At 73.8% G+C, this 24,524-nt stretch carries 21 protein-coding genes and 1 riboswitch; of the genes, 15 read left to right on the top strand and 6 right to left on the bottom strand.

Annotated elements, in window-relative coordinates; translation table 11 throughout:
* Positions 1–7: 7 nt before the first annotated feature.
* Positions 8–955, bottom strand: coding sequence for a DNA recombination protein RmuC (gene rmuC, locus M8C13_RS14785; RefSeq protein ID WP_374213077.1), 948 nt, complete (start codon positions 953–955; stop codon positions 8–10).
* A gap of 58 nt (positions 956–1,013) precedes the next feature.
* Here rmuC and M8C13_RS14780 point away from each other — a divergent pair, with 58 nt between their 5' ends.
* The 4 genes from M8C13_RS14780 to M8C13_RS14765 all read left to right on the top strand — a co-directional run bounded on the left by M8C13_RS14780 (position 1,014) and on the right by M8C13_RS14765 (position 7,035).
* Complete coding sequence (locus tag M8C13_RS14780; RefSeq protein ID WP_252481146.1) at positions 1,014–2,159, top strand: exonuclease SbcCD subunit D; 1,146 nt, start codon at positions 1,014–1,016, stop codon at positions 2,157–2,159.
* Positions 2,156–5,113: an AAA family ATPase gene (locus M8C13_RS14775; RefSeq protein WP_252481145.1), complete on the top strand. Its 2,958-nt coding sequence runs from the start codon at positions 2,156–2,158 to the stop codon at positions 5,111–5,113. Before M8C13_RS14780 ends, M8C13_RS14775 begins: the two co-directional genes overlap by 4 nt.
* Positions 5,114–5,176: 63 nt before the next feature.
* A complete protein-coding gene (locus tag M8C13_RS14770) occupies positions 5,177–6,538 on the top strand; it encodes a DNA-3-methyladenine glycosylase 2 family protein (RefSeq protein WP_252481144.1) in 1,362 nt (453 codons plus the stop codon).
* Entirely contained in the window at positions 6,535–7,035 is a 501-nt protein-coding gene (locus M8C13_RS14765) for a methylated-DNA--[protein]-cysteine S-methyltransferase (protein ID WP_252481143.1), read from the top strand. Before M8C13_RS14770 ends, M8C13_RS14765 begins: the two co-directional genes overlap by 4 nt.
* A gap of 1 nt (position 7,036) precedes the next feature.
* Here M8C13_RS14765 and M8C13_RS14760 read toward each other — a convergent pair whose 3' ends face one another.
* Entirely contained in the window at positions 7,037–7,609 is a 573-nt protein-coding gene (locus tag M8C13_RS14760; protein WP_252481142.1) for a class I SAM-dependent methyltransferase, read from the bottom strand.
* A 56-nt stretch (positions 7,610–7,665) separates the two neighbouring features.
* Here M8C13_RS14760 and M8C13_RS14755 point away from each other — a divergent pair, with 56 nt between their 5' ends.
* The 5 genes from M8C13_RS14755 to M8C13_RS14735 all read left to right on the top strand — a co-directional run bounded on the left by M8C13_RS14755 (position 7,666) and on the right by M8C13_RS14735 (position 14,366).
* Positions 7,666–8,064: a MerR family transcriptional regulator gene (locus M8C13_RS14755; RefSeq protein ID WP_252481141.1), complete on the top strand. Its 399-nt coding sequence runs from the start codon at positions 7,666–7,668 to the stop codon at positions 8,062–8,064.
* Positions 8,065–8,075: 11 nt separating this feature from the next.
* Entirely contained in the window at positions 8,076–9,155 is a 1,080-nt protein-coding gene (gene ychF, locus M8C13_RS14750) for a redox-regulated ATPase YchF (RefSeq protein WP_252481140.1), read from the top strand.
* 117 nt (positions 9,156–9,272) lie between these two features.
* Positions 9,273–9,968, top strand: a complete 696-nt coding sequence (locus tag M8C13_RS14745) for a CHAP domain-containing protein (protein ID WP_252481139.1) — start codon at positions 9,273–9,275, stop codon at positions 9,966–9,968.
* A 183-nt stretch (positions 9,969–10,151) separates the two neighbouring features.
* The gene (locus tag M8C13_RS14740) at positions 10,152–13,097 is read left to right on the top strand and encodes a BTAD domain-containing putative transcriptional regulator (RefSeq protein WP_252481138.1); all 2,946 of its coding nucleotides are present in this window, start codon (positions 10,152–10,154) and stop codon (positions 13,095–13,097) included.
* Between the two features lie 108 nt (positions 13,098–13,205).
* On the top strand, positions 13,206–14,366 hold the full coding sequence (locus tag M8C13_RS14735) for an alkaline phosphatase PhoX (RefSeq protein WP_252481137.1): 1,161 nt from the start codon (positions 13,206–13,208) through the stop codon (positions 14,364–14,366).
* Here the strand turns inward: M8C13_RS14735 and M8C13_RS14730 are convergent.
* Positions 14,363–14,659 carry a 4a-hydroxytetrahydrobiopterin dehydratase gene (locus tag M8C13_RS14730; protein WP_252481136.1) on the bottom strand — a complete coding sequence of 99 codons (297 nt, stop codon included), beginning with the start codon at positions 14,657–14,659 and terminating at the stop codon, positions 14,363–14,365. The genes M8C13_RS14735 and M8C13_RS14730 overlap by 4 nt on opposite strands.
* A gap of 51 nt (positions 14,660–14,710) precedes the next feature.
* Positions 14,711–14,823, top strand: a riboswitch (TPP riboswitch).
* Here M8C13_RS14730 and M8C13_RS14725 point away from each other — a divergent pair.
* From M8C13_RS14725 to M8C13_RS14715, 3 genes are all read left to right on the top strand, one after another.
* The gene (locus M8C13_RS14725; RefSeq protein WP_374213076.1) at positions 14,823–15,866 is read left to right on the top strand and encodes a thiamine ABC transporter substrate binding subunit; all 1,044 of its coding nucleotides are present in this window, start codon (positions 14,823–14,825) and stop codon (positions 15,864–15,866) included. Its footprint overlaps the riboswitch before it by 1 nt.
* Positions 15,842–17,437, top strand: coding sequence for an iron ABC transporter permease (locus M8C13_RS14720; RefSeq protein WP_252481135.1), 1,596 nt, complete (start codon positions 15,842–15,844; stop codon positions 17,435–17,437). The genes M8C13_RS14725 and M8C13_RS14720 overlap by 25 nt, the downstream gene beginning before the upstream one ends.
* Positions 17,437–18,468 (top strand): ABC transporter ATP-binding protein, encoded by a 1,032-nt coding sequence (locus M8C13_RS14715; RefSeq protein WP_252481134.1) that lies wholly within the window; start codon positions 17,437–17,439, stop codon positions 18,466–18,468. The genes M8C13_RS14720 and M8C13_RS14715 overlap by 1 nt, the downstream gene beginning before the upstream one ends.
* Here the strand turns inward: M8C13_RS14715 and M8C13_RS14710 are convergent, their stop codons facing one another.
* Genes M8C13_RS14710 through M8C13_RS14700 form a run of 3 tightly spaced genes read right to left on the bottom strand, consistent with a single transcriptional unit; the run spans position 18,469 to position 21,466 of the window.
* Positions 18,469–19,347, bottom strand: a complete 879-nt coding sequence (locus tag M8C13_RS14710) for an ABC transporter permease (RefSeq protein WP_252481133.1) — start codon at positions 19,345–19,347, stop codon at positions 18,469–18,471.
* Positions 19,344–20,330 (bottom strand): ATP-binding cassette domain-containing protein, encoded by a 987-nt coding sequence (locus tag M8C13_RS14705; protein WP_374213075.1) that lies wholly within the window; start codon positions 20,328–20,330, stop codon positions 19,344–19,346. The genes M8C13_RS14710 and M8C13_RS14705 overlap by 4 nt, the downstream gene beginning before the upstream one ends.
* Positions 20,327–21,466 carry a sigma-E factor regulatory protein RseB domain-containing protein gene (locus tag M8C13_RS14700; RefSeq protein ID WP_252481132.1) on the bottom strand — a complete coding sequence of 380 codons (1,140 nt, stop codon included), beginning with the start codon at positions 21,464–21,466 and terminating at the stop codon, positions 20,327–20,329. Before M8C13_RS14700 ends, M8C13_RS14705 begins: the two co-directional genes overlap by 4 nt.
* A gap of 156 nt (positions 21,467–21,622) precedes the next feature.
* Here M8C13_RS14700 and M8C13_RS14695 point away from each other — a divergent pair, with 156 nt between their 5' ends.
* From M8C13_RS14695 to M8C13_RS14685, 3 genes are read left to right on the top strand one after another with little or no spacing between them, the layout of a single operon-like run.
* Positions 21,623–22,309 carry a response regulator transcription factor gene (locus M8C13_RS14695; protein ID WP_374213080.1) on the top strand — a complete coding sequence of 229 codons (687 nt, stop codon included), beginning with the start codon at positions 21,623–21,625 and terminating at the stop codon, positions 22,307–22,309.
* Complete coding sequence (locus M8C13_RS14690) at positions 22,309–23,667, top strand: cell wall metabolism sensor histidine kinase WalK (protein WP_252481130.1); 1,359 nt, start codon at positions 22,309–22,311, stop codon at positions 23,665–23,667. Before M8C13_RS14695 ends, M8C13_RS14690 begins: the two co-directional genes overlap by 1 nt.
* Before the next feature lie 31 nt (positions 23,668–23,698).
* Positions 23,699–24,523: a (deoxy)nucleoside triphosphate pyrophosphohydrolase gene (locus tag M8C13_RS14685; RefSeq protein ID WP_252481129.1), complete on the top strand. Its 825-nt coding sequence runs from the start codon at positions 23,699–23,701 to the stop codon at positions 24,521–24,523.
* Position 24,524 lies beyond the last annotated feature (1 nt).

The raw sequence follows: 24,524 nt of genomic DNA, 5'->3' as shown, positions 1-24,524 counted from the left end.
GATCAACTCAGCTGGCGCTCTCCTCCTCTTCGGCAGTGGGGCCGCCCACGGTCAGCTCCTCCGCGCGGCGAATCCCCGGAACGGGTGTCGGGCTGGCCGCGGCCTCGGTCAGCGGCTGGGCCGCGCTGCGGAAGCTCTCCAGCGCGTCCAGCTCCCGCCGCCGGGCGGAGAGGAACCGCTGCAGGTGCGTGCTGGACAGGTTCACCGCGTCCACCGCGCCGGTGGCCGCCCGGTGCGCCTTGGCCGCCTGCCCGCGCACCGCCTCCACGTCCTCGGCCAGCGTCCGCTCGGTGGCCGCGAACAGCGCGGCCGAGGCCAGCACCGCGAAACCGGTGGGGCCGCACAGGAAGATCCGCCGGTCCAGCAGCCAGGGCAGCAGGTTCGGGTCGGTGTCCATGGCCGAGACCACCGCCGCGTCCGAGGGCACGAACATGATCGTCCCGTAGATGGCGTCCGCCCAGCGCTGGTAGCCCTTGCCCGCCAGTTCCGCCGCGCGCGAGCGGATGTTGCGCACGTGCACCCGCAGCGCCTCGGCCCGCTCACCGGCGTCGTCGGTCTCGGCCGCCTCCATCCACACCGCGAGGCTGGCCTTGGCGTCCACCGGCACCTGCCGCCCGCCGCTGACCGTCAGCACCAGGTCCGGCTTGGCCGAACCGCCGCCGGCCAGGTCGGTCTGCAGGGAGAAGTGCAGGCCCTCGCGCAGGCCCAGCGCGCGAGCGGTCTCCACCAGCACCTGCTCGCCAAGTTCACCCCTTCCGGTGACCGAGGAGAACGCCACCTCCCACCGGTGCAGGGCCCGCTGGTGCTGCGCGGCCCGCTCCCGCTCGCCCTCGACCATGGCCAGCGCGGCGTCGGTGCGGCGCACGGAGTCGTTGTACAGCCGCCACAGCAGCACCAGCGCCCCGATGAGGACGAGGGTCAGGACGACCAGCGCGGTGGTGATCACTTCGGTCACGCCACCGATGATGGACCCACCCACCGACACTGTTCGGCACCGGCCTACTTTGTTCGCCATGCGGCTCCTGCACACCTCGGACTGGCATGTCGGGCGCACCTTCCACGGCCGCGACCTGTTGGCCGAACAGGAGGCGGTGCTCACCGGGCTGGCCGATGTGGTGGCGGACGAGCGGATCGACGCGGTGCTCATCGCGGGTGATCTCTACGACCGCGCGGTGCCCTCGGCCGAGGCCGTGGAGACCTGTCAGCGCATCCTCACCGCGATCAGGGCCGCGGGCGCGGACATCGTGTTGATCAGCGGCAACCACGACTCCGCGCAGCGGCTGGGCGCCTTCGGCGGGTTCGCCCGCGCGGGTGGGCTGCACCTGTGCACCCGGATCGCCACCCTGCACCAGCCGGTGCTGCTGGCCGATCCGCACGGACCGGTCGCCTGCTACGGAATCCCTTACCTGGACCCGGATCCGGCCCTGCACGCGCTGGAGCTCACCGGCTGCCGGGGACACGAGGCGGTGCTCGCCGAGGCCATGCGGCGGATCCGCGCGGACCTGGCCGAACGCGGCGAGGGCGTGCGCTCGGTGGTGCTCTCGCACGCGTTCGTGGTCGGTGGCGAGGCCTCGGAGTCCGAGCGGCGGATCACCGTCGGCGGGGTGGAACACGTCGCGGGCGGCACCTTCGACGGGGTGGACTACGTGGCGCTGGGCCACCTGCACGGCCCGCAGGTGCTGGCCGAGCACCTGCGCTATTCCGGCAGCCCGCTGGCCTACTCCTTCTCCGAGGCCCGCCACCACAAGGCGGTCTGGCTGGTCGAGCTGGACGCGAACGGACTCGCCGGGGTCGAGCGCAAGGCGCTGCCGGTGCCGCGCAAGCTGGCCACGGTGACCGGGCGGATCGAGGAGCTGCTCAGCGAACCGGACTACGCCGAGCTGGAGGAGTGCTACCTCTCGCTCACCCTGACCGACCCGGTCCGCCCGCTGGAGGCCATGCGCCGCCTGCAACAGCGCTTCCCGCACGCGGTGCACCTGGACTTCAAGCCCGACGGCGGCGGTGAGGCCGAACTGCGCTACGTGGCCGCGGTGCGCGGCCGCACGGACAACCAGATCGCCGAGCGGTTCGTCGACGACTGCCGGGGCGCGCCGCCGAACGAACGCGAGCTGGCCCTGCTGACCTCGGCGATCGAGTCGGTGCGGGGGAGCGAGGCATGAGGCTGCACGTGCTGGAGGTGGCGGCCTTCGGGCCGTACCCGCGCCGGGAGACGGTGGACTTCGACGCGCTGGGCATCGACGGGCTGTTCCTGCTGCACGGCGACACCGGCGCGGGCAAGACCACGCTGCTGGACGCGGTCGCCTTCGCCCTGTTCGGCAAGGTGCCGGGCGCGCGCAACGAGGCCAAGCGGCTGCGCTGCGACTACGCCGACCCGGCCGATCCGACCGAGGTGGCGCTGGAGCTGACCGTGCAGGGCCACCGGCTGCGGATCGCCCGCACGCCGGAGTACCAGCGGCCCAAGACCAGGGGCACCGGGTTCACCAAGCAGAACGCCAAGGCCTCGCTGACCTGGGTCGGCGCCGCGCCCTCCGGGCAGAGCCCCGAGGGCCTGTCCCGGATCGATGAGATCGCGCGCACGGTGGAGCGGCTGGTCGGCATGACCGCCGAGCAGTTCTTCCAGGTGGTGCTGCTGCCGCAGGGCGAGTTCGCCCGGTTCCTGCGCTCGGACACCGACGAGCGGCAGAAGCTGCTGGAGAAGCTGTTCGGCACCGAGCGCTTCGGCCAGATCGAGGCCTGGTTCGCCAACCGCCGGCAGGACTCCTGGCGCAAGCTGGAGGCCAGGCAGCAGGACACCAGGGCGCTGGTGGCCCGGCTCGCGCAGGCCGCGGGCGCAGACCCCGGCGAGGAGCAGAGCGAGCAGGACTGGCTGGCCGAGGTCACCGCGGCCGCGGCCGCCGAGCTGGCCGGAACCGTTGCCGCGGAAGAACAAGCGCAGGCTGAGCGGGAGCGGGCGGACGCCGTGCTGGGCGAGCGGACCGCGCTGGCCGAGCGGGTGCGCCGGGTGGTCAGGGCGCGGGTGGAGCTGGCCGAGGTCGAGGCGGCCGCGGCCGACCGGGCCAGGTGGGCCGAGGAGCTGGCGCAGGCCAGGCGCGCGGTGCCGGTGCAGGCCGCGCAGCAGGTGCTGGCCCGGATCGAGCGGGAGCTGGCCGAGGCGCAGGAGTCCGCGACCGGGGCGCGCGCCGGGCTGGCCCGCTTTGACGAGTCCATTGTGGACAGTGAGGTGGACCGGCTGTGGGAGCTGGCCGCCGGGCACCGGGAGTCCGCGGGCGAGCTGGCCGGGCTGGTGGCCGAGGCGGGGCGGCAGCTGGCCGACCGGCAGCGGCTGGTCCAGGCGGAGACCGAGGCGGAGCAGGCCCGGCGGCAGGTCAAGCAGCACACCGAGGCGCTGGGCACGCTGCCGGAACGGTTGCAGGCGGCCAGGACCGCGCTGGACGCGGCCCGGGAGGCGGCGGCCCGGCTGGACGGGGTGGCGGCCCGGCGGGCGGAGCTGGCCGCGCTGCGCACAGACGCGCGGCGGCTGCCCGCGGCGCAGACCGCGGCCGAACGGGCCGCCGACGCGCACCGGCGGGCGGTGGATGAGCACCAGGAGACCAGGGACCGGCGGCAGCTGCTGCGGCAGCGGCGGCTGGACGGCATGGCCGCCGAGCTCGCCGAGGGCCTGCTCGCCGGCGAGTCCTGCCCGGTGTGCGGCGGCACCGAGCACCCTGCCCCGGCCGGTGCGGTGGCCGACCGGGTGCGGGCCGAGGACGAGCGGGCCGCCGAGGTCGCCGAGGCCAGGGCCGCCGAGCGCAGGGACGAGACACTGCGCGCTGCCCAGCAGGCCGCGCAGGAGCTGGCCGCGCTGCGGGAACGCCTGGGGGACAACGAGATCGCCGCGCTGGAGACCGCGTTCGCAGCGGCCGAGGCGGAGCTGCGCGCGGCCACCGCGGCCAAGTCCACGGTCGCGGCCAAGGTCGGCGCGGTGGCCGAGCTGGAGGCCGAGGCCGAGCGGCTGCGGGAGAAGCTGGCCGCGGCCGAGCAGCAGGTGGCCGTGCTCGGCGCCGAACAGGCCACGCTGACCGACACCATCGCCGCGCGGGCGGACCGGCTGGAGCTCGCGCGCGGCGAGCACCCGGACGTGGCCGCCCGGCGGCAGCACCTGCTCGACTTCGCCGCCGCGGTGGAGACCCTGGCCCAGGCCAAAGGCGCGCTGGCGGAGGCGCGGCGGCGGGTGGAGGAACAGCGGCGGGAGCTGGCCGAGGCGGTCGGCGCGGCCGGGTTCGCCGATGTGCCAACGGCATTGGCCGCGGTCCGGCCGGAGGCCAAGTGCGCCGAGGTGCAGCGGCGGCTGCGCGAGCTCGACGACCGGGAGGCCGCGGCCAAGTCCGTGCTGGATGAGCTGAGCGAGGTCAGCCCGGACACCGAGGTCGACCTGACCGAGCCGCGCGAGGCGGCCCGGCTGGCCAGGCAGGTCGCCGAGGCGGCGGTGGCGCGGGCCAGGGCGGCGGCCGACCGCAAACGCCAGGTGGACGAGCTGGCCGCCCGGCTCAGCCACGCGCTGGCCGAGCTGGCCCCGGTGCAGGCCGCGCACAGCGAGCTGGCCGCGCTGGCCGATGTGGTCAACGGGCGCGGCCAGAACAACCGCAAGATGTCGCTGCGCTCCTACGTGCTGGCGGCCCGGCTGGAGGAGGTGGCCGAGGCGGCCACGCACCGGCTGCGGCGGATGAGCCAGGGCCGCTACGCCTTCGTGCACAGCGATGTGGCCGGTCCGCGCGGCACCAGGGGCGGGCTCGGGCTGGACGTGCTGGACGAGTACTCCGGGCAGCAGCGCCCGGCCAAGACGCTCTCCGGCGGCGAGTCCTTCCTGGCCTCGCTGTCGCTGGCGCTGGGCCTGGCCGACGTGGTGGCCGCGGAGACCGGCGGCGCGGTGCTGGACACCCTGTTCGTGGACGAGGGCTTCGGCACCCTGGACGCGGACACCCTGGACCTGGTGATGGACACCCTGGACGAGCTGCGGGCAGGTGGCCGGGTGGTCGGCCTGGTCTCGCACGTGGAGGAGCTGCGCACCCGGATCCCGACCCGGCTGCGGGTGCGCAAGGCCCGCACCGGCTCCACCCTGGAGATCACCGTCTAGGCCCGGAACGTGGTGTCCGATTTCCGCCAGCGGCCGGGTGTCGGCGCTGGCAGGATCGGTGCCATGCTCCTCGATCCGGAACGCGCCTACCGCTCCGTCGCCGCCCGCGACGCCCGGTTCGACGGCTGTTTCGTCTTCGCGGTGCGCACCACGGGCATCTACTGCCGCCCGTCCTGCCCCGCGGTCACGCCCAAGCGCCGCAACGTCGAGTTCCACCTCACCGCGGCGGCCGCGCAGACCGCCGGTTTCCGGGCCTGCCGCCGCTGCCTGCCGGACGCGGTGCCCGGCTCACCGGAGTGGAACCTGCGCGCCGACCTGGCCGCCCGCGCCATGCGGCTGATCACCGACGGGGTGGTGGAACGCGACGGCGTGCCCGGCCTGGCCACCAGGCTCGGCTACTCCGAACGGCACCTGGCCAGGGTGCTGACCACCGAGTTGGGCGCCGGTCCGCTGGCGCTGGCCCGCGCGCACCGGGCGCACGCGGCCCGGCTGCTGATCGAGACCACCGAGCTGACCTTCGCCGACGTCGCCTTCGCCGCCGGGTTCGCCAGCGTGCGGCAGTTCAACGACACCATCCGCGCGGTGTTCGCGGTCAACCCGACCCAGCTGCGCGCCGAAGCCCGGCGCCGCCGTCGCGCGGAAGTGCCCGCCCGGCCCGGCGCGATCAACCTGCGGCTGCCGTTCCGGCTGCCCTTCGACGCCGCTGGCCTGCTGGAAACCCTTGCCGCACAGGCGATCCCCGGGGTCGAGCAGGCCGAGCCCGGCCGCTTCGGGCGCACCCTGCGACTGCCGCACGGACCGGCCACGGTGTGGCTGGCGCCCGGTCCGGCGCACGTGGCCTGCACGCTGAACCTGACCGACCTGCGCGACCTGGGCAGCGCGGTGTCCAGGGTCCGGCGGCTGCTGGACCTGGACGCCGACCCGAGCGCGGTGGACGAGCTGCTCGGCGCGGACCCGCTGCTGGCCCCGCTGGTCGCGGCCGCGCCGGGCGTCCGGGTGCCCGGCAGCGTGGACGGCGCGGAGACCGTGCTGCGCACCCTGCTGCCCGCGCTGCCGCCCGGCGAGCCGCTGGCCACCCCGGACGGTCCGCTGACCACGCTGTTCCCCACCCCGGCCGCCGTGCTGGCCACCGAGCTGAGCGCCCCGGAACGCGAGGTGGTGGCCGCGCTGGCCGCCGGCTCCCTGGACGTGCACCTGGGCCGGGAGACCGACGAGCTGACCGCGGAGCTGTTGTCCTACCCCGCGATCACCCCCGCGATGGCCGCGGAGATCGTCACCAGGGTGCTGGGCGCGCCGGACGTCTGGCGGGTGCCCGACCCCGCGCTGACCGCCCGCGCCAGGGCCTGGCGGCCGTGGCGCTCCTACGCCACCGCTCACCTGCTGCGCACCCCCGGTGCGGAGAAAGCCGACAGGAGAACCGCATGACCACCGCCGCAGTGTCCACAGTGGACACCGAAGCCGGTCCGTTCAGCGTTGTCGCCGCCCCCGACGGCGCGGTGCTGGCCTCGGGCTGGACCGCCGACCCCGGCGAGCTGCACCCGCTGATCCACACCTCGATCCGGCCTGCCGAGCTGACCACCCGCGCCGACCTCGGCGAGGTGACCAAGGCCGTGCTCGCCTACCACGAGGGCGACCTGGCCGCGGTGGACGGGATCCCGGTCCGCCAGCGCGGCGGCGAGTTCATGGAGGCCGCCTGGCGCGCGCTGCGCACCGTGCCGGCCGGTCACCCGGTCAGCTACGCCGAGTACGCCGCGCTGGCCGGCCGCCCGGCCGCGGTGCGCGCCGCGGCCACCGCCTGCGCCCGCAACCCCGCCGCGCTGTTCGTGCCCTGCCACCGGGTGCTGCGCACCGGCGGCGGCCTGGGCGGGTTCCGCTGGGGACCGGTGGTCAAGCGCTGGCTGCTCGACCACGAGCGCGGCTGAGTCAGCGGTCCGCGGTGAAGATCGTGCAGTGCGCGGTCTTCGCCAGCTCGGCCCGCGCGAACCGGGCGCGCAGCTCGGTGAGCACCCGCTCGATGGCCGTGTCCGGCAGCAGCATGCCGCGGGCCATCGCGGTCGGCTCGGTCCCGCCGTGCCAGGCCAGCACCAGCCGCCCACCCGGCCGGGTGACCCGGTGCAGCTCGTCCAGGGCCGCGTCCAGATCGGGCCACATGGGCAGGTTGTTCATCGACACCACCAGGTCGAACTCGCCGTCCGCGCCACCGGTCTCCGCCGCGCTGCCCAGCCGCAGCCGGGCCGCCGGGGCGCGGCGGCGGGCCTGCCGCAGCATCACCTCCGACGGATCCACCCCGGTCACCACGGCATCCGCCCTGGTCAGAGCCTTGCTGAGCAGTCCGGGTCCAAACCCGACCTCCAGCACCGCCCGCCCGCGCACCGGCCCCAGCACGCCGAGCACCTCGGCCACCTCGGTCCCGTTCGTCCTGGCCATCACCCAGCCCGCTAGCCGTCCCGCCCAGCCGCGCGGCAGGGCGAACTGGTTCAGCGGTCGATCCAGCATCCATGACATGCCACTGAGGGTTCCGGTTGAACCCGGGTTCAAGTCAAGATGCCGGTATGGACACCCTGGTCCCGATCGGCGAGGCCGCCGCCCGCCTCGGCCTGGCCACCTCGGCCCTGCGCTACTACGAACGACGAGGCCTGCTCGCCCCGGCGCTGCGCCGCGGCAACACCCGCTGCTACGACGAGGACGGCCTGCGCCGCCTGGCCTTCATCCAGGCAGGCCAGCAGCTCGGCCTGAGCCTGGAGGACCTCGGCGCGCTGCTGGCCGCCGACCGCACGGAGTGGCAGCGGATCATCGAGGCGCACGTGGCCGAGCTGGAGGCCCGCATCGCCCGCGCCCAGCGCGCCCGCGACCTGCTGCGCCACCCGCTGAACTGCGCGGCCGAGCACCCGGCCACCGAGTGCGAGCACCTGCGTGGCCTGCTGGACGAGTGGCTCCAGGCGACCCCTTAGACTGGCCGGTCGTGAGCCTCACCCTCGGCATCGTCGGCCTGCCCAACGTGGGCAAGTCCACCTTGTTCAACGCGCTGACCCGCAACGACGTCCTGGCCGCGAACTACCCGTTCGCCACCATCGAGCCCAACGTCGGCGTGGTGCCGCTGCCGGACGAGCGGCTCGGCCGGCTCGCGAAGGTGTTCGGCTCCGAGCGCGAGGTGCCTGCGGTGGTGTCCTTCGTGGACATCGCGGGCATCGTCAAGGGCGCCTCCGAGGGGGCGGGCCTGGGCAACAAGTTCCTCGCCAACATCCGCGAGGCCAACGCGATCTGCCAGGTCATCCGGGTCTTCGACGACCCGGACGTGGTGCACGTGGACGGCCGCGTCGACCCCAGCTCGGACATCGAGACGATCAACACCGAGCTGATCCTGGCCGACCTCCAGACCCTGGACAAGGCCATCCCGCGGCTGGAGAAGGAAGCCCGCACCCAGAAGGACCGCCGCCCGGTGCTGGAAGCGGCCAAGCAGGCCAAGGACATCCTGGACAGCGGCCGCACCATGTTCGCCGCGCAGAAGGAAGTCGACCTCGCCGAGCTGCGCGAGCTGAGCCTGCTGACCACCAAGCCCTTCCTCTACGTCTTCAACGCCGACGAGGGCGTGCTGACCAACGAGGCCCGCCTCAAGGAGCTGCGCGAGCTGGTCGCCCCCGCCGACGCGGTCTTCCTGGACGCCAAGGTCGAGTCCGAGCTGCTGGAGCTGGACGAGGAGTCCGCCGCCGAGCTCCTGGAGTCCATCGGCCAGCACGAACCCGGCCTGTACTCCCTGGCCCGCGCCGGCTTCCACACCCTGGGCCTGCAGACCTACCTCACCGCGGGCCCCAAGGAGTCCCGCGCGTGGACCATCCCGCAGGGCGCCACCGCCCCCCAGGCCGCGGGCGTCATCCACACCGACTTCGAGCGCGGCTTCATCAAGGCCGAGGTGGTCTCCTTCGCCGACCTGATGGAGGCCGGGTCGATGGCGGCGGCGCGGTCGGCGGGCAAGGTCCGCATGGAGGGCAAGGACTACGTCATGGCCGACGGCGACGTGGTGGAGTTCCGGTTCAACGTCTGATTTCCGGCAGGCCATCTGGTCCTGAGCTTTACCGCGTCTTTGGCCGGTATTAAGAGCCGTCCCCGACCCTGACTTCGCCGTGGAAACCGCGGCGATGCCGATGAGGGGAATGCAGCCATGGAGAAGACCATCCCGCGGCGCCTTGCTCGCGGTCTGACCGTACTGGGGGTCGGGACCAGCCTGTTGTTGGCCTCGTCCGTGGTCACCGGCGCGGCGGTCGCGGCGGAGGATCCGGATACCGTGGCGCCCGCCGTGCTCGCGGTCGAGGATCTGGACGGCCGTCCGCTCACCGGTGCGGCGTTGCGGGAGTTCCTGGCGCAGGACGCGGCGCGGACGAAGGCCACCCAGCCGGACACCGTGCCAGTGGCCGCCGCGCCCGCCGGTCCCACCGCGGACCGGGACCAGATCGTGCGGATCGCCGCGGCGGAGCTGGGCAACGGGGAGCGGCCCAATGGCAGCAACTGCACCAAGTACTCCTCGCAGTGTGTGGCCTGGTGCGCCCTGTTCAGCACCTGGGTGTGGCGCAAGGCGGGGGTGAGCATCCCGCAGTACCCGTTCACCGGCGACGTCTACAAGTGGGGCCAGCGCAACGGCAAGTCCTACAGCAAGGCCAACCTCGGCTCGGCGGTCAAGGGTGACGTGTTGTTGTTCGGGACCGGGCCGTCGAGTCCGGCCACCAGCACGCACATCGGGATCATCGAGTCGCGGTCCGGCAGCACGGTGAAGATGATCGAGGGCAATCAGCAGAACGCGGTCCGCCGGGTGACCCGCACGTTGAGCGGGAGCACCTTCTACGGCGGCACTCGACCGTAGGGGCAGCGCGGAAACGATCAGCCGGGCGGTCGGGCAAATCCGCCCGGCTGATCGTTTCGATATCAGGTTCTTGAGTGCGCCTGGCGACCCTCGGGGGCAGACAGCGGACGTAATCCGGACCAACAATTGGCCTTCGCCGTCTCACGGGGGCCAATGGTGGAGGAATTTCGCATTCTCGGTCCGGTGGAGATCTGGGAATCCGGCGTGCCCAGGGCACAACCGCCGCCGCGAGCCCGGCAGATCCTGGCCATGCTGCTGCTCAACCCCGGCACGATCATCCCGATCGACCGGTTGATCGACGCGGTCTGGGGCGAGGAGCCGCCGCCGCACGCGCGCAAGGCGCTTCAGGTGCACATCTCACACCTGCGGCAGCTGCTCTCCGTGCCATTGCGGCACAGCCCGCCCGGCTACGTGTTGTCCGTGCAACCCGACCAGGTGGACCTGCACCGGTTCCGGACCTGGACCGCGGCGGCCCGGCGGGAGACCGACCCGGAGCTGGCCGGTGGGCTGCTCCGGCGGGCGCTCGCGCTGTGGCGGGGCCGGCCGCTGGCCGACATCGGCTCGGACCGGATGCGGGAGCGGTTCCTGGCCGGGCTGGAGGAGGAGCGGCTGACCGCCCTGGAGGCCCGGATGGACGCCGACCTGCGGCTGGGCCGGCACGCCGAGCTGGTCACCGAACTACCCGGGCTGCTGGCCGAGTACCCGCTGCGGGAGCGGATGCGCGGGCAGCTGATGACCGCGCTGTACCGCTGCGGGCGGCGGGCCGAGGCGCTGCGGGTCTTCCACGAGGCACGCGCGCTGACCGTGGCCGAGCTGGGCGTGGAACCCGGCCCCGAGCTGCAACGGCTGCACCGCGAGCTGCTCACCGAACCGCGGCCTGCGCCGGAACCCGCGCCCCGGCCGGTCAGCCGCAACCACCTGCCCAGGGACGTGCCCGACTTCGCCGGCCGGGAGGCCGAGCTGGAGCTGCTGTGCGCGAGCCCGGCCGCGGACTCCGGGGTGCTGCCGGTGTGGTGGCTGGACGGGCCGACCGGGGTCGGCAAGACCGCGCTCGCGGTGCGGGCCGCGCACCGGCTGGCCCCGCGCTACCCGGACGGGCAGCTGTTCGTCGAGCTCACCGGCCTGGCGCCGGAGGCGGTGCTGGACGCGCTGCTGCGGGCGCTGCGGGTGCCGGGTGAGCGGATCCCGGAGGACCTGCGCGAGCGGGCCGCGCTGTGGCGGGCCGAGCTGTCCGGGCGGCGGGTGCTGGTGGTGCTCGACGACGCGGCCGGGGCCAGCCAGGTCCGGCCGCTGCTGGCCGGGGGCGCGGACTGCCTGGTGCTGGTGACCAGCAGGCAGCGGCTGGCCGGGCTGGAGGGGGTGCGCCGGATCGCGCTGGACGTGCTGCCGCCGCTGACCGCGCGTGAGCTGTTCGAGCGGCTGATCGGCGAGCAGCGGGTGCGCGCGGAAGCCGCCGCGGTGGCCGAGGTGGCGCAGCTGTGCGGCTACCTGCCGCTGGCCATCCGGATCACCGGCGCGAAGCTGGCCGCCCGCCCGCACTGGCCGGTGTCCCGGCTGCTGGGGCGGCTGCGGGACGAGCAGCGGCGGCTGGACGAGCTCGCCGTCGGCGACCTGGCGGTGCGCACCGGGCTCGCGGTGAGCTACCTGGGCCTGGACGAGCCGAGCCGGCGCGCCTACCGGCTGCTCGGCGCGCTGGGCTACGGCAACCTGCCCGGCTGGCTGGCCGCGCCGCTGCTCGGCGAGCCGGAGGAGCGGGCCGAGGACATCCTGGACCAGCTGCTGGACGCCCAGCTGGTGGAGGTGAGCAGCGAACCGGCCGAGCCGCTGCGCTACCGGATGCACGACCTGGTCCGGCTGCACGCCAGGGAGTGCGCCGAGCTGGAAGAGCCCCTGGAGCAGCGGCGGGAGGCGGTGCGCCGGGCGGTGACCGCGCTGCTGGCCGCGGTGGACGAGCTGGCCGAGCCGCTGCCGCCCGCGGTGCCGCGGCTGTGCCAGACCGACCTGAGCACCCAGCCCCGGCCGCGGATCACCGGCGCGGACCGGTGGTTCGAGCAGGAGGAGCCCGCGCTGGTGGCCGCGGTGTGCCGGGCCGCGGAGCTGGACCTGGCCGAGCTGGCCGCGGCACTGGCCGAGGCGCTGGTGTTCAGCTTCTTCGCGGTGCGCAACCGCTACGACAGCTGGGCCCGCACCCACGAGGCCGCGGTCGCCGCACTGCGCCGCACCGGTCACCGCCGCGGCGAGGCCGCGCTGGAGTGCAGCCTGGCCCAGCTGCACTACAAACGCGACCGCTACGAGCTGGCCCGCGCCCACTTCCGCACCGCGCAGGCGCTTTTCGCCGAGGTCGGCGACACCAGGGGCGAGGCGGTGGCGCTCAACGGGATCGGCATGGTCGGCCGGGAACTGGCCGAGCACGCGCTCGCGCTGCCCGCGCTGCGCAGGGCGCACCAGATGCTGGCCAGCAGCGGCGACCAGGAAGGCGTGGCGCACGCGCTGTACGGCATCGGCTACGCCCACCGCGAGCTGGGCGAGGACCCCGAGGCCATCGACACCCTGACCGCCGCGGCAGGCGCCTACCGCGCCGCGGGCAACGAACGCGGCGAGGCGCTGGCGTTGCGCGGCATCGGCCTGGTGCACCGCGCCGCCGACCGCTGGGACGAGGCCGAGGACTACTGCCGCCGATCGCACCGCATCGTCCGCGACGTGCCGGATGACCTGCTCTCCTGCTACACCGGCCAGGCACTGGCCAAGGTCTGGATCCGCCAGCACCGCCCGGACCGGGCCGAGCCCGCCCTGCTGGCCGGCATCAAGACCTGCCACGCCCTGCACGACACCTTCGGCCTGGCCCTGCTGCACCGCACCCTCGGCGAGTGCTGCCTGGCCCTGGGCAGGCCGGAACCGGCGCTGCACTTCCTGAACCTGGCCCTGGCCGGCTGGGCCGAGCTGCGGCTGCCGGTGTGGCGGGCCCGCACCCTGCGCGATGTGGGCGCGGTGCACGCGGCCACGGGCGCCGCGGCCGCGGCGCACCGGGCCTGGCGGGAGGCGCGGGAGATCTTCGACCGGCTGGGCATCAGGGAGGCGGCCGAGGCCGAGGGCTGGCACCGGCGCTGGTCGTGTCCCTGCGTGAACTGACGATGTCCACTGTGGGGATCCCCAGTGTTCACCGGCCTTTTGCCCGTACCCGTGACCCTTGGCGCTCGCAAGACTCCTGAGTGTCACCCGAACTGACGGGAGTTCACCGTGGAACGACGCAACTTCTTACGGGTCGCCGTGATCGGCGCCGCGGCCGCGGCCTTCGGCGGGGCGGCCTGGCGGGACGCCTTCGCCGAGGGCGCCCAGCCCGGCCCCAGCCCCTACGGCGCGCTGTTGTCCGCTGACGCCAACGGGATCCAGCTGCCGCAGGGCTTCACCAGCCGGGTCATCGCGCGCACCGGGCAGCAGGTGGCAGGCACCGGCTACACCTGGCACCCGGCGCCGGATGGCGGGGCCTGTTTCGCCGATGGCAGCGGCTGGATCTATGTCTCCAACAGCGAGGTGCCCAGCACCGGCGGGGTGGGCGCGGTCAAGTTCGACAGCACCGGCAAGATCACCGCCGCTTACCGCACCCTGGCCAACACCAACGTCAACTGCGCCGGCGGCGCGACCCCGTGGAACACCTGGCTCTCCTGCGAGGAGGTGGACCGCGGCTACGTCTATGAGACCGACCCGTGGGGCGTCAAGGCCGCCATCCGCCGCCCGGCGATGGGCCGGTTCAAGCACGAGGCCTGTGCCACCGACGCCGACCACGGCTACATCTACCTCACCGAGGACGTCTCCGACGGCTGCTTCTACCGCTTCAAGCCCACCACCTGGGGCGATCTGTCCAGCGGCACCCTCGAAGTGCTCAAGGGCGGCAGCTCGCAGACCAGCGGCCCGGTGACCTGGGGCCGGGTCTCGGACCCCGCTGGCAGCACGACCGCCACCCGCAACCAGGTCAGCGGCGCCAAGCGCTTCAACGGCGGTGAGGGCTGCTACTACGCGGGCGGGACCTGCTGGTTCACCACCAAGGGGGACAACAGGGTCTGGGCCTACGACGCCAACACCAGCTCGATCAGCCTGACCTACGACGACAACCTGGTCACCAGCGGCACACCCCCGCTGACCGGCGTGGACAACGTCACCGGGACCAGCAGCGGGGACCTCTTCGTCGCCGAGGACGGCGGCAACATGGAGATCTGCGTCATCACCAAGGCCGGCATCGTGGCCCCGTTCCTGCGGATCACCGGCCAGAGCGGCTCGGAGATCTGCGGCCCCGCGTTCAACCCGGCAGGCAACCGGCTCTACTTCTCCTCCCAGCGCGGCACCAGCGGGAGCAGCAGCGGCGGCATCACCTACGAGGTCACCGGCCCGTTCCGGGCCTAACCCGCGATGGCGTCGACCACGCCGTCGATCTCCTGGGCCATGGCCACGTCCAGGTCGGTGATCCCGCCCTTCGAATGGGTTGAGCAGCGGAAGGTCAGGGATCGCCAGCGGATGTCGATGTCCGGGTGGTGGTTGTCGTTCTCCGCGACCTCCGCCACCCGGTTCACCACCTGGATGGCCTGCGCGAAGCTGTCCAGCTCGACCGTGCGCACCAGCTCCGCGCCGACCGCGCGCCACTGGGGCAGGCGCACCAGGTCTTCTTTGATCTGGTCATCGTTCAGCAGTTCGGCCATGCCTCCATGGTGGTGGTGCGCGCCCTTGAGCGCGACCCGGCGTATGGTCCTTGCAGATGCCACGGGAGTCCGGTGTTGCCGGGCTGAGAGGAGAGCGGTCAGCTCTCGACCGTCCGCACCTGATCCGGGTCATGCCGGTGTAGGGACTGCGTCAGGAGGAACTTTGCGTCGCACATCGGCCGCGTTCGCGCTGGTCACCAGCCTTGTCCTGCTCACGGGATGTTCGCTGACCGGGCCCACGCCCGCGCCGGCGGGGGAGACCAAGGTGGTGCTGCTCACGCACGAGTCCTTCGCGGTGGCCGAAGGGGTGTTCGCCGAGTTCAAGAAGCAGACCGGGATCACCGTGGAACAGCGGGCGCTGGGCGACGCCGGCGCGCTGACCAACCAGCTGGTGCTGACCAAGGCCAACCCGCTGGGCGACGTGGTCTTCGGCGTGGACTCCACCTTCGCCTCCAGGGCCATCGACAACGGCCTGCTGGAGCCCTACCAGAGCCCCGAGGCGGCCAAGGGCCCGCAGCGCTACGCGGTGGAGGGCTCGGGCGCGCTGTCCGCGGTCGACCTGGGCGATGTGTGCATGAACATCGACCTCGGCTACTTCGCGCGGCAGGGGCTGGCCGAGCCGAAGTCGCTGGAGGACCTCGCCGATCCGAAGTACAAGGACCTGCTGGTGGTCTCCGACCCCGCCACCTCCTCACCGGGGCTGGCCTTCCTGCTCAACACGGTGGCCAAGTTCGGCGAGGACGGCTGGGCCGGGTACTGGAACCGGTTGAAGGTCAACGGGGTCAAGGTGGTCAACGGCTGGGAGACCGCCTACAAGCAGGAGTTCTCGGTGGGCGGCAAGGGAAAGCGGCCGATCGTGCTCTCCTACGCCTCCTCGCCGGCGGCCGAGGTCGGCGAGGACGGCAAGCCGAAGACCAAGGCGCTGCTGGACACCTGCTACCGCCAGGTCGAGTACACCGGCGTGCTCAAGGGTGCCAAGCAGCCCGAGGCCGCGCGCAAGCTGGTCGACTTCCTGCTGGGGGAGAAGTTCCAGGCGCAGGTGGCCGAGCAGATGTTCGTCTACCCGGCCCGTGAGGGCGTCGCGCTGCCGCCGGTCTGGCAGCAGGTCGCGCCGCAACCGCAGCAGGCGGCCACGCTGCCCGCGGCCAAGGTCGCCGAGGGCCGGGAGCGCTGGGTGGAGCAGTGGCGCAAGCTCGTTCAGGGCTGAGCAGGCTCGGCCTCGGGGCCGCCGCGGCTGTTCCGCTGGCCTTCCTGGCCGTCTTCTTCGCCTGGCCGGTGGCCGCGATCATCGGGCTCGGCCTCGGCCGCACCGGGGTGGCCAAGACTCTGGCCGACCCGTCCACCTGGAGCCTGGTCGCCTTCACCCTGGGCCAGGCCGCGGCGGCCACGCTGGTGGCGCTGCTGGCCGGGCTGCCGGTGGCCTACCTGCTGGCCCGCTGCGACGTGCGCGGGCGGGGGTTCGTCCGGCTGGCCATCACGGTGCCGTTCGTGTTGCCCACCGTGGTGGTGGGCCTGGCCTTCCGCGCGGTGCTCGGCGATGCCGGGGTGCTGGGCATCGTGCTGGCCAACGCCTTCTTCAACGTGGCCGTGGTGGCCCGCACCGTCGGCGGGCTGTGGGCGCACCTGGACCGCAGGGCCGAGGACGCCGCCCGCGCGCTCGGCGCCTCCCGCTGGCGGACCTTCCTGACCGTCACGCTGCCCGCGCTCGGCCCGGCCATCGGCTCGGCCGCCGCGGTGGTGTTCCTGTTCTGCTCCACCGCCTTCGGCGTGGTGCTGATCCTCGGCGGCTCCCGGCTGCGCACCCTGGAGACCGAGATCTACCTGCGCACGGTCAACCTGCTCGACCTCTCCGGCGCGGCCGCGCTCTCGCTGCTGCAGCTGGCCGCGGTGATCGCCGCGCTGGTCGTCGGCGCGGTCGCGCGCAGGCGCCGGGAGGCCCAGCTGAAGCTGCGCGCGGCCCAGGAGAGCCTGCGTAAACCGCATGGCGGCGAATGGTTCGTGGTGGCCGCCGCGGGGCTGGTGGTGCTCGGGCTGGTGGTGCCGATCGTCGGGCTGCTGCTCCGCTCACTGTCCACAGAGGACGGTTGGGGCTTCGACGGCTACCGCGCGCTGGCCACCGGCGGGGCCCAGGGCACGCTCGCCGTCTCCGGGATCGAGGCCGCGCTGAACTCGCTGCGCGCGGCCACCGACGCCACCCTGCTCGCGCTGGTGGTCGGCCTGCTGGCGGCGATCGTGCTGTCGCGGGTGCGCGGGCGCGGGACGGGCGAGGCGCTGGACGTGGTGCTGATGCTGCCGCTGGGCGTCTCCGCGGTGACCGTCGGCTTCGGCTACCTGGTCACCATGGACGCGCTGCCCGGCGACTTCCGCACCTCGCCGCTGCTGGTGCCGCTGGCCCAGGCGCTGGTGGTCACCCCGCTGGTGGTGCGGCTGGTGCTGCCGGTGCTGCGCGCCGTCGACGACCGGCTGCGCCAGGCCGCGGCCACCCTGGGCGCCGGCCCGCTGCGGGTGTGGCGCGAGGTCGACCTGCCGCTGGCGCTGCGCTCCATGCTGGCCGCGGCCGGGTTCGGTTTTGTGGTGGCACTGGGCGAGTTCGGCGCGACCAGCTTCCTGGCCAGGCCGGAGGCGCCCACGCTGCCGGTGGCCATCGCCCGGCTGATCGCCCGGCCCGGCGAGCTGAACGAGGCCATGGCCTACGCGGCCTGCACCCTGCTCATGGTGGTGACCGCACTGGCGGTGCTGGCCATCGAGAAACTTCGAGTCGGCACCGGGGAGTTCTGATGAGTCTTGGCGTCGACGGACTTGTGGTGAAGTACGGCCGCGCCACCGCGGTCGACCAGGTCGATCTGTCCATTGTGGAGGGTGAGGTGCTCGCCCTGCTCGGCCCGTCCGGCTGCGGCAAGTCCACCCTGCTGCGCGCCATCGCCGGACTGGAACAGCCCACCGCGGGCACGGTCAGCTGGGACGGCGCGGACCTGGCCGCGGTCCCGGTGCACCGGCGCGGCTTCGGCCTGGTCTTCCAGGACGGCCAGCTGTTCCCGCACCGCGACGTGGCCGGCAACATCGCCTTCGGCCTGCGCATGCACGGCGTGCCCAAGGCCGAGCAGCGGGTGCGGATCGCCGAGTTGCTGGAGCTGGTCGGACTGACCGGCTACGGCTCCCGGCGGGTCACCGAGCTCTCCGGCGGCGAGCAGCAGCGGGTCGCGCTGGCCAGGGCGCTGGCGCCGCGGCCGCGGTTGCTGCTGCTGGACGAGCCGCTGTCCGCACTGGACCGGGCGCTGCGTGAGCAGCTGGCGATGGACCTGGCCACGTTGCTGCGCAAGGCGGGCGCCACCGCGCTGGTGGTCACGCACGACCACGACGAGGCATTCACCCTGGCCGACCGGGTGGCGGTGATGTCGGCAGGCCGGATCCGCCAGCTGGGCACGCCGGAGTCGGTGTGGCGCGCCCCCGCCGATGCCGAGGTGGCCCGGTTCCTGGGCTGTAGCACGATGATCCCGGCCGAGGTGCGCGACGGCGTCGCGGAGTCGGCGGTGGGAAGTGTTGCCGCGCAAGGCTTTCCGGACGGACCGGCGCGGCTGGGCCTGCGCGCGGCCGCGCTGCGGGCCGGGGCCGACGGCGAGCTGGCCGGACTGGTGGTGCGCCGGGTGCACCGCACCGACCACATCCGGCTGGTGGTGCGACTCGACCTCGCCGATCTGCCGGAGATCAGCGAGGTCGAGGCGGTCGGGCCGGTCCTGGGTGCACCGGCCGCCGGGGATCCGGTGCGGCTGCGCCTGGATCCCGAGGCGGTCGCGGTGCTGCCCGCCTGATCAGCCGTCCTTGGTGGACATGCGGATGAAGGTCAGCGACAGCCCGATCAGCAGGTAGCAGGCCGCCTTCGCGCTGCTGTCGATCAGGCCGTCCCACGGCATCGGGTCGCGCAGCACGTCGGCCAGCGCGGTCCAGCCGGTGGGCAGCAGGTACGGCTGCAACCACTCCATGCCGGGGATCGCGCCCAGCACCTGCACCACGATCAGCCCGCCCAGCGTGGCCGCCAGCACCACCAGCGGGTGCTCGGTGAGCGAGGAGACCGCCAGCGCGATCGCGGCCAGCGCCATCATCTGGAAGGCCACCCAGCCCGCGGCCAAGCCGACCTTGCCCAGCGCGTCCAGGAACGGCAGCGTGGTGCCGGAAAGCGTGACCACCTCGGTGCCGCCCACGATCACCACGCCGGTGATCATGCCCAGCAGCACGATCAGCGACACCGCGATCACGATCACCGTGGCCACCCCGGCCGCCTTCACCGCGACCAGCCGCACCCGGCTCACCGGGGCCATCAGCAGCCCGCGCAGCGTGCCGTGCGAGGCCTCACCGGCCAGCGCGTCCGCGGCGGACATGGTGGCCACCAACGGCAGCAGCATGGTCATCGAGATGGTCAGCGCGGCCAGGGGCAGCACCATCCCGTTGCCCACCGCCGCCATGATCATCGCTGGCCCGCGGCCCGGCGCGTTGCCGCCGATCACGGTGACCCCGATGCCGATCGCGATCGGCACCAGCGCCATCAGGGTCAGCGCCACCACGGTGCGCGGGCGGCGCAGGATCCAGCGCAGCTCGGAGGCGTAGAGCCGCCAGGCGGATGCTTGCTTCGGGCCGGCGGACACCGCGACCGGCGTGCTCGCGGGTGTCGGTTCGGCGAGTGTCGCGGTCATGCCCCGTCCTCCTCGGTGAGCCGGGCGAACAGCTCCTCCAGCCCGGTGCGCTCCCGATGTGCCTCGTGCACCGAGACCCCCGCCCGAACCAGGGTCTCGATCACCAGCGGCGCCTCCGCGCCGGTCAGCTCCACCCGCACCCCGCCGTCGGCGGCCCGCGCGGGGATCTTGGCCGAGCGCAGCGCCTCCACGGCCTCGGCCACCTCCGGCGTGGCCACGGTCAGCGTGGGCGCACCGGCTTCCAGCAGCTCCGCCAGCGGGCCCTGGCCGACCACGGTGCCCTGGTGCAGCACGGCCACGTGCGTGCAGGTCGCCTCCACCTCGGCGAGCAGGTGCGAGGACACCACGACGGTGGTGCCTGCCGCGTGCAGCTGCGCCATCACCTTGCGGATCTCCCTGGTGCCCGCCGGGTCCATGCCGTTGGTCGGCTCGTCCAGCACCACCAGGCGGCGCGGCACCAGCAGCGCGGCGGCCAGGCCGAGGCGCTGCTTCATGCCGAGGGAGTAGCCGCGGAACTTGCGGTCGGCCGCGTGCGCGAGCCCGACCCGCTCCAGCGCGTCGGCCACCGCGCCCTTGATCGCCTTGGTCTCCAGCAGCGGTTCGGCCGCGCCCAGCCGCCGCAGGTTCTCCCGGCCGGAGAGGAACGGGTGGAAACCCGGTCCCTCGACCAGCGCGCCGACCTGGGCCAGCGCCGCGGTGGACTCATCCGGCATCCGGTGGCCCAGCAGCTCCACCTCACCGGCGGTGGGGCGGACCAGGCCGAGCAGCATCCGGATGGTGGTGGTCTTGCCGGAACCGTTGGGGCCCAGCATGCCCAGCACCGCGCCCTGCGGCACGTCCAGGTCCACCCGGTCCACCGCCACGGTCTTGCCGTAGACCTTGCGCAGTCCCCTGGTGCGGGCGGCCAGGGTGCGGGAGGGGGCGGGGGCGGCCGGAGCCGCCCCCGCCACGCTCAGCTCCGTGCCCGCCAGTCCGGCGGTCACTTCACCTGACCGATCGCCTCGGTCAGCACCTGCTGCGGCACCGCGCCGACCGCGAAGCGGCCGTCGGAGGTGACCAGCGCGGTCCCGACCTTGGTCTCGATGACCCAGCCCGAACCCCAGGCGCCGTTGACCTCCTTGCCCAGCTGCTTGACCAGGGCAAGCGGGTTGCCCGCGGCCGCGCCACGGTCGCCACGCCTGCCCTCGGCCGGCTTCGGCGCGGTCAGCGCCTGCTCCGGCAGCTTGCCGACGACGGTGGTGTCCCAGCCCTCGCCGACGACCTTGAAGGCCTTCTCGGCTTCCTTCTTGGCCTTCTCGATCTCTTCCTTCGACGGGGCCCGGTGGTCCTTGGCCTTGCCGTCGACCTTGTTCTCCTCCACGGTCGCGCCGGGCGGCGGGGTGAACTTGAACAGGTTGGCGTCCTGCGGACCCACGTTCAGCTGGCTGAAGCCCACCTGGAGCGCCGGGGTGTCGGTGCCGTTGCTCAGCACGGTCACCCGCAGCGGGATGCGCTTCTCCGCGTCCACCGCGACCCGCACGCCGCGCAGCAGCGTTCGCTCGTTCGGCTTCGGCGTCAGCACCAGCTCGTAGGCCGGGCGACCGGCCACCTCGGCGGTGCCGTCCACGGACAGGTCGCTCTGCTGGCGAACCAGGTTCACCAGCTCACGCGCGGCGCTGGCCGGGTCGGTCGGCCGGACCTTCTTGTCCTTGTCCAGCTCGGCCTTCTTCTCCTCAAGCGCCTTGGCGTCCACAGTGGACTTGGTCACCTTGCGCCCGGCGGAGTCCCAGGTCCAGACGGTGGTGCCGTCCTGGACGATGGTCTTCTCGTTCTGCCCCTCCGGCAGCGAGGCCCGGCTCTTGCCCGCCCCGTCGGTCCACACCCGCAGCTTGCTGTTGCCCGCGGCCACCTGCGGCGCGCCGGGGATGGCGGGCAGGCCGAGGTTGTTGGTCACCTCGACAGTGCCGCCGAGCGCGGGCGGCGTGGTGGTCAACACCGACTGCACCAGGTCCTCGGCGGCCACCGACGGCAACGTCGGCGCCGCACCAGCGCCACCGGGCACCGCGAGCAGCGCGAGCCCCACGGCGCCGGCGACCGCGCCGGCCGTGGCCGCCGTGACTGTGGCCTTCCTTCGGTCCATGTCTCCTCCTTGCGAATCGGGGTCGTCCCGTGCAGCCGAGACTGGCCCCGTCCTGCTGAGACACCACTGAGAATGCCCGGCTTTCGCTGAGAGAGCACTGAGAGCCTCCCGCACGACCTGGGAGAACAGCGGCATGCTTGCCCGGTGACCGCGCGAGTGCTGATCGTGGACGACGAACCTGGGGTGCGCAGGGCGCTGGAACGCGGGCTGCGCGCGGAAGGCATGGAGGTCGTGACCGCGCCGGATGGCAACTCCGGCCTGCGCGCGGCCCTGACCGGCTCTTTTGACGTGGTGCTGCTGGACATCATGCTGCCCGGCCTGTCCGGCTACCGGGTGCTGGAGCGGCTGCGCGCCGAAGGCGTGCGCACCCCGGTGCTGATGGTCTCGGCCAAGGACGGCGAGGTGGACCAGGCCGACGGGCTGGACCTGGGCGCGGACGGCTACCTGGTCAAACCGTTCTCCTTCGTGGTGCTGGTGGCCCAGGTCAAGGCGCTGCTGCGGCGCAGCGGCACGGACAACGGGCCGCGCGAGGTGCTGCGGCTGGGCCGGCTGACCGTGGACCGGGGCACGCGCGAGGTGAGCTGGGCCGGTGAGCCGGTGGCGCTGAGTCCGCGCGAGTTCGCGGTGCTGGCCACCCTGGCCGGCCGCCCTGGCGTGGTGGTCAGCAAGGACGAGCTGCTGCGCGCGGCCTGGGGCGACGAGCAGGCCGCCACCCGCAACGCGGTCGAGGTCTACGTGGGCTACCTGCGGCGCAAGCTGGAGGCGGTGGGCGCGGGCCACCTGGTGCGCACCGTGCGCGGCCACGGCTACCTGGCCAGCCCGGACCCCGGCCCGGAGTCCTGATGCTGCGCCCGCTGCGCCGCTGGTGGATCCGGCGCACCCTGCGCGCCCGGATCACCATGGTGGTCGCGGTGGTCGCGCTGCTGGTCTTCGGCTGGGTCGCCCAGGTCACCTCGGCCATCTTCGCCTCCGCGCTGACCGACCAGGTGGACGGCCAGCTGCGGGCCACCCTGGACACCGCGGCCGCCGACATCACGGCAGGCCGCCCGGCCCCGTCCGGCCAGCGGGACCAGCAGATCAGGGTGCTGGACAGCGCAGGCGGGCCGATCGACGGCGGGGACGCGCCCCGGCTGACCGACTGGCAGATCAGGGACCTGCGCGCAGGCAAAGGCGTCTCGGTGTTCCCGATGTACGCCCACCGCGGCGAGCCGGAGCAGTCAGGCCCCGCGGTGCGCTGGGTGGGCCGGGTGGTCAGCGTGCCCGACGGTTCGCAAAGGCTGGTCGTGGTGGGCACCGAGTTCACCAGCTACCTCAACGTCTTCGAGCGGGCCGGGTACTGGTTCCTGCCCGGCGCGCTGCTGTCCATGATCGCGGTGGCCGGCACCGCCTGGGTCGCGGTGCGGCTGGCGCTGCGCCCGGTGCAGCGGATGCGCCAGGCCGCCGGCGCGCTGCCGCCGGGTGAGCGGCTGCCGGTGCCGGAAGCCAGGGACGAGCTGCGCGCGCTGGCCGAGGAGCTGAACGCGCTGCTGGCCAGGCGGGACGAGGCGGCCGAGCGGATGCGCCGGTTCAGCGGGGACGCCGCGCACGAGCTGCGCTCGCCGGTGGCCTCGCTGCGGGTGCAGGCCGAGGTCGCGGTGGCCCACCCCGACCCGGACCTGGCCCAGGAGACGCTGGCCGACATCGCGGTGGAGGCCGAACGGCTCTCCCAGCTGGTCGACGACCTGCTCATGCTGGCCCGCGCGGACGCGGTGGACCTGCCGGAGGCCGAGCCGGTGGACCTGGTCGAGGTGGCCAGGGCCTCGGCGGCCCGGCTGGGCGAGCGCGGCATCGTGGTCCGGGTGGAGGCGCCGACCCCGGTGCTGGTGCTGGCCGCCCCGCGCGAGGTGCAGCTGGTGGTGGACAACGTGCTGCGCAACGCCGCCCGCTACGCCCGCGCGCTGGTCAGGGTGCTGGTGCTGCCCGCGGGCACGCAGGGCAGGCTGCTGGTGGAGGACGACGGACCCGGCGTGCCGGAGGAGCAGCGGGACCAGGTCTTCGAGCGCTTCCACCGGGTGGACGAGGCCAGGGACCGGGCCAGCGGCGGCGCCGGGCTGGGCCTGGCGCTGGTCGCCGACCTGGTCCGCCGCCGCGGCGGCACGGTGCGCGCGGCCGGTTCGCCGGAGGGCGGGGCCCGCTTCGAGATCCGCTGGCCCAAACCCTGACCTGTCGGGCACGGCTGACAGGATTCGGGCCATGGGTGTGTTGCGGTCGACGGTGCTCATCGACGCGCCGGTGCGCACGGTCGCGGCGGCGCTGCGCGAGGTCCAGACCTGGGGGCAGGCGGTGGCGGCCGCGGGCGGCCGGTTGCAGGTCAACGCCGATGGCGCGCTGCTGGTGCTGGGGGACGAGCTGAAGTGCGCGTTCCCGCTGCTGCCCGCGCAGCGGCTGCGGGTGGACCACGTGGACGAGGCCGGGCTCAGCCTGGTCACCTCGGCCGGTGGCGGGGTCACCGTGCGGGTGGCCGACACCGGCGGCGGTGTGCTCGTCACCGAGAGCCTGAGCTGGAACAACCCGCTGGGCAAGCTCGGCGACCTGCTGATGTTCCGGCGGCTGGTGCTGCGGCTGCTGGCCGCGCACCGCACCCAGGTGGAGCTGCGCTCGCTGGAGCTGGCCGCGGAGAAGATCGTGGTGGCCGCGGCCATCGTGCGCGAGGGCACGCTGCTGGTGCAACAGCGCAGCTACCCGATGAGCCTGGCCGGGAAGTGGGAGCTGCCCGGCGGCCGGGTCGAGCCCGGTGAGAGCGAGGTGGACGCGCTGGTCCGGGAGTGCCACGAGGAGATGGGCGTGGTGGTGCGGCCGACCGGCAGGATCGGCCCGGACATCCCGCTGCCCGGGGTCGGCCTGCTGCGCACGCACACCGCGCGGCTGGACGCCGGGGACGTCCAGCCGCGCGCCGTGGAGCACCGGGCGGTGCGCTGGGTGGCGGCGGCGAACCTGGCCGGTCTGGACTGGGTCGCCGCGGACCGGGTGCTGGTGCCCGCCCTGGTCGAGCTGACCGAGGAGGTCAGCCCGGGGTGAC

Origin of the sequence: Crossiella sp. SN42 (genome assembly GCF_023897065.1) — a bacterium.
Taxonomy (GTDB): Bacteria; Actinomycetota; Actinomycetes; order Mycobacteriales; family Pseudonocardiaceae; genus Crossiella.
This window is presented reverse-complemented; position numbering and strand designations above follow the sequence as displayed.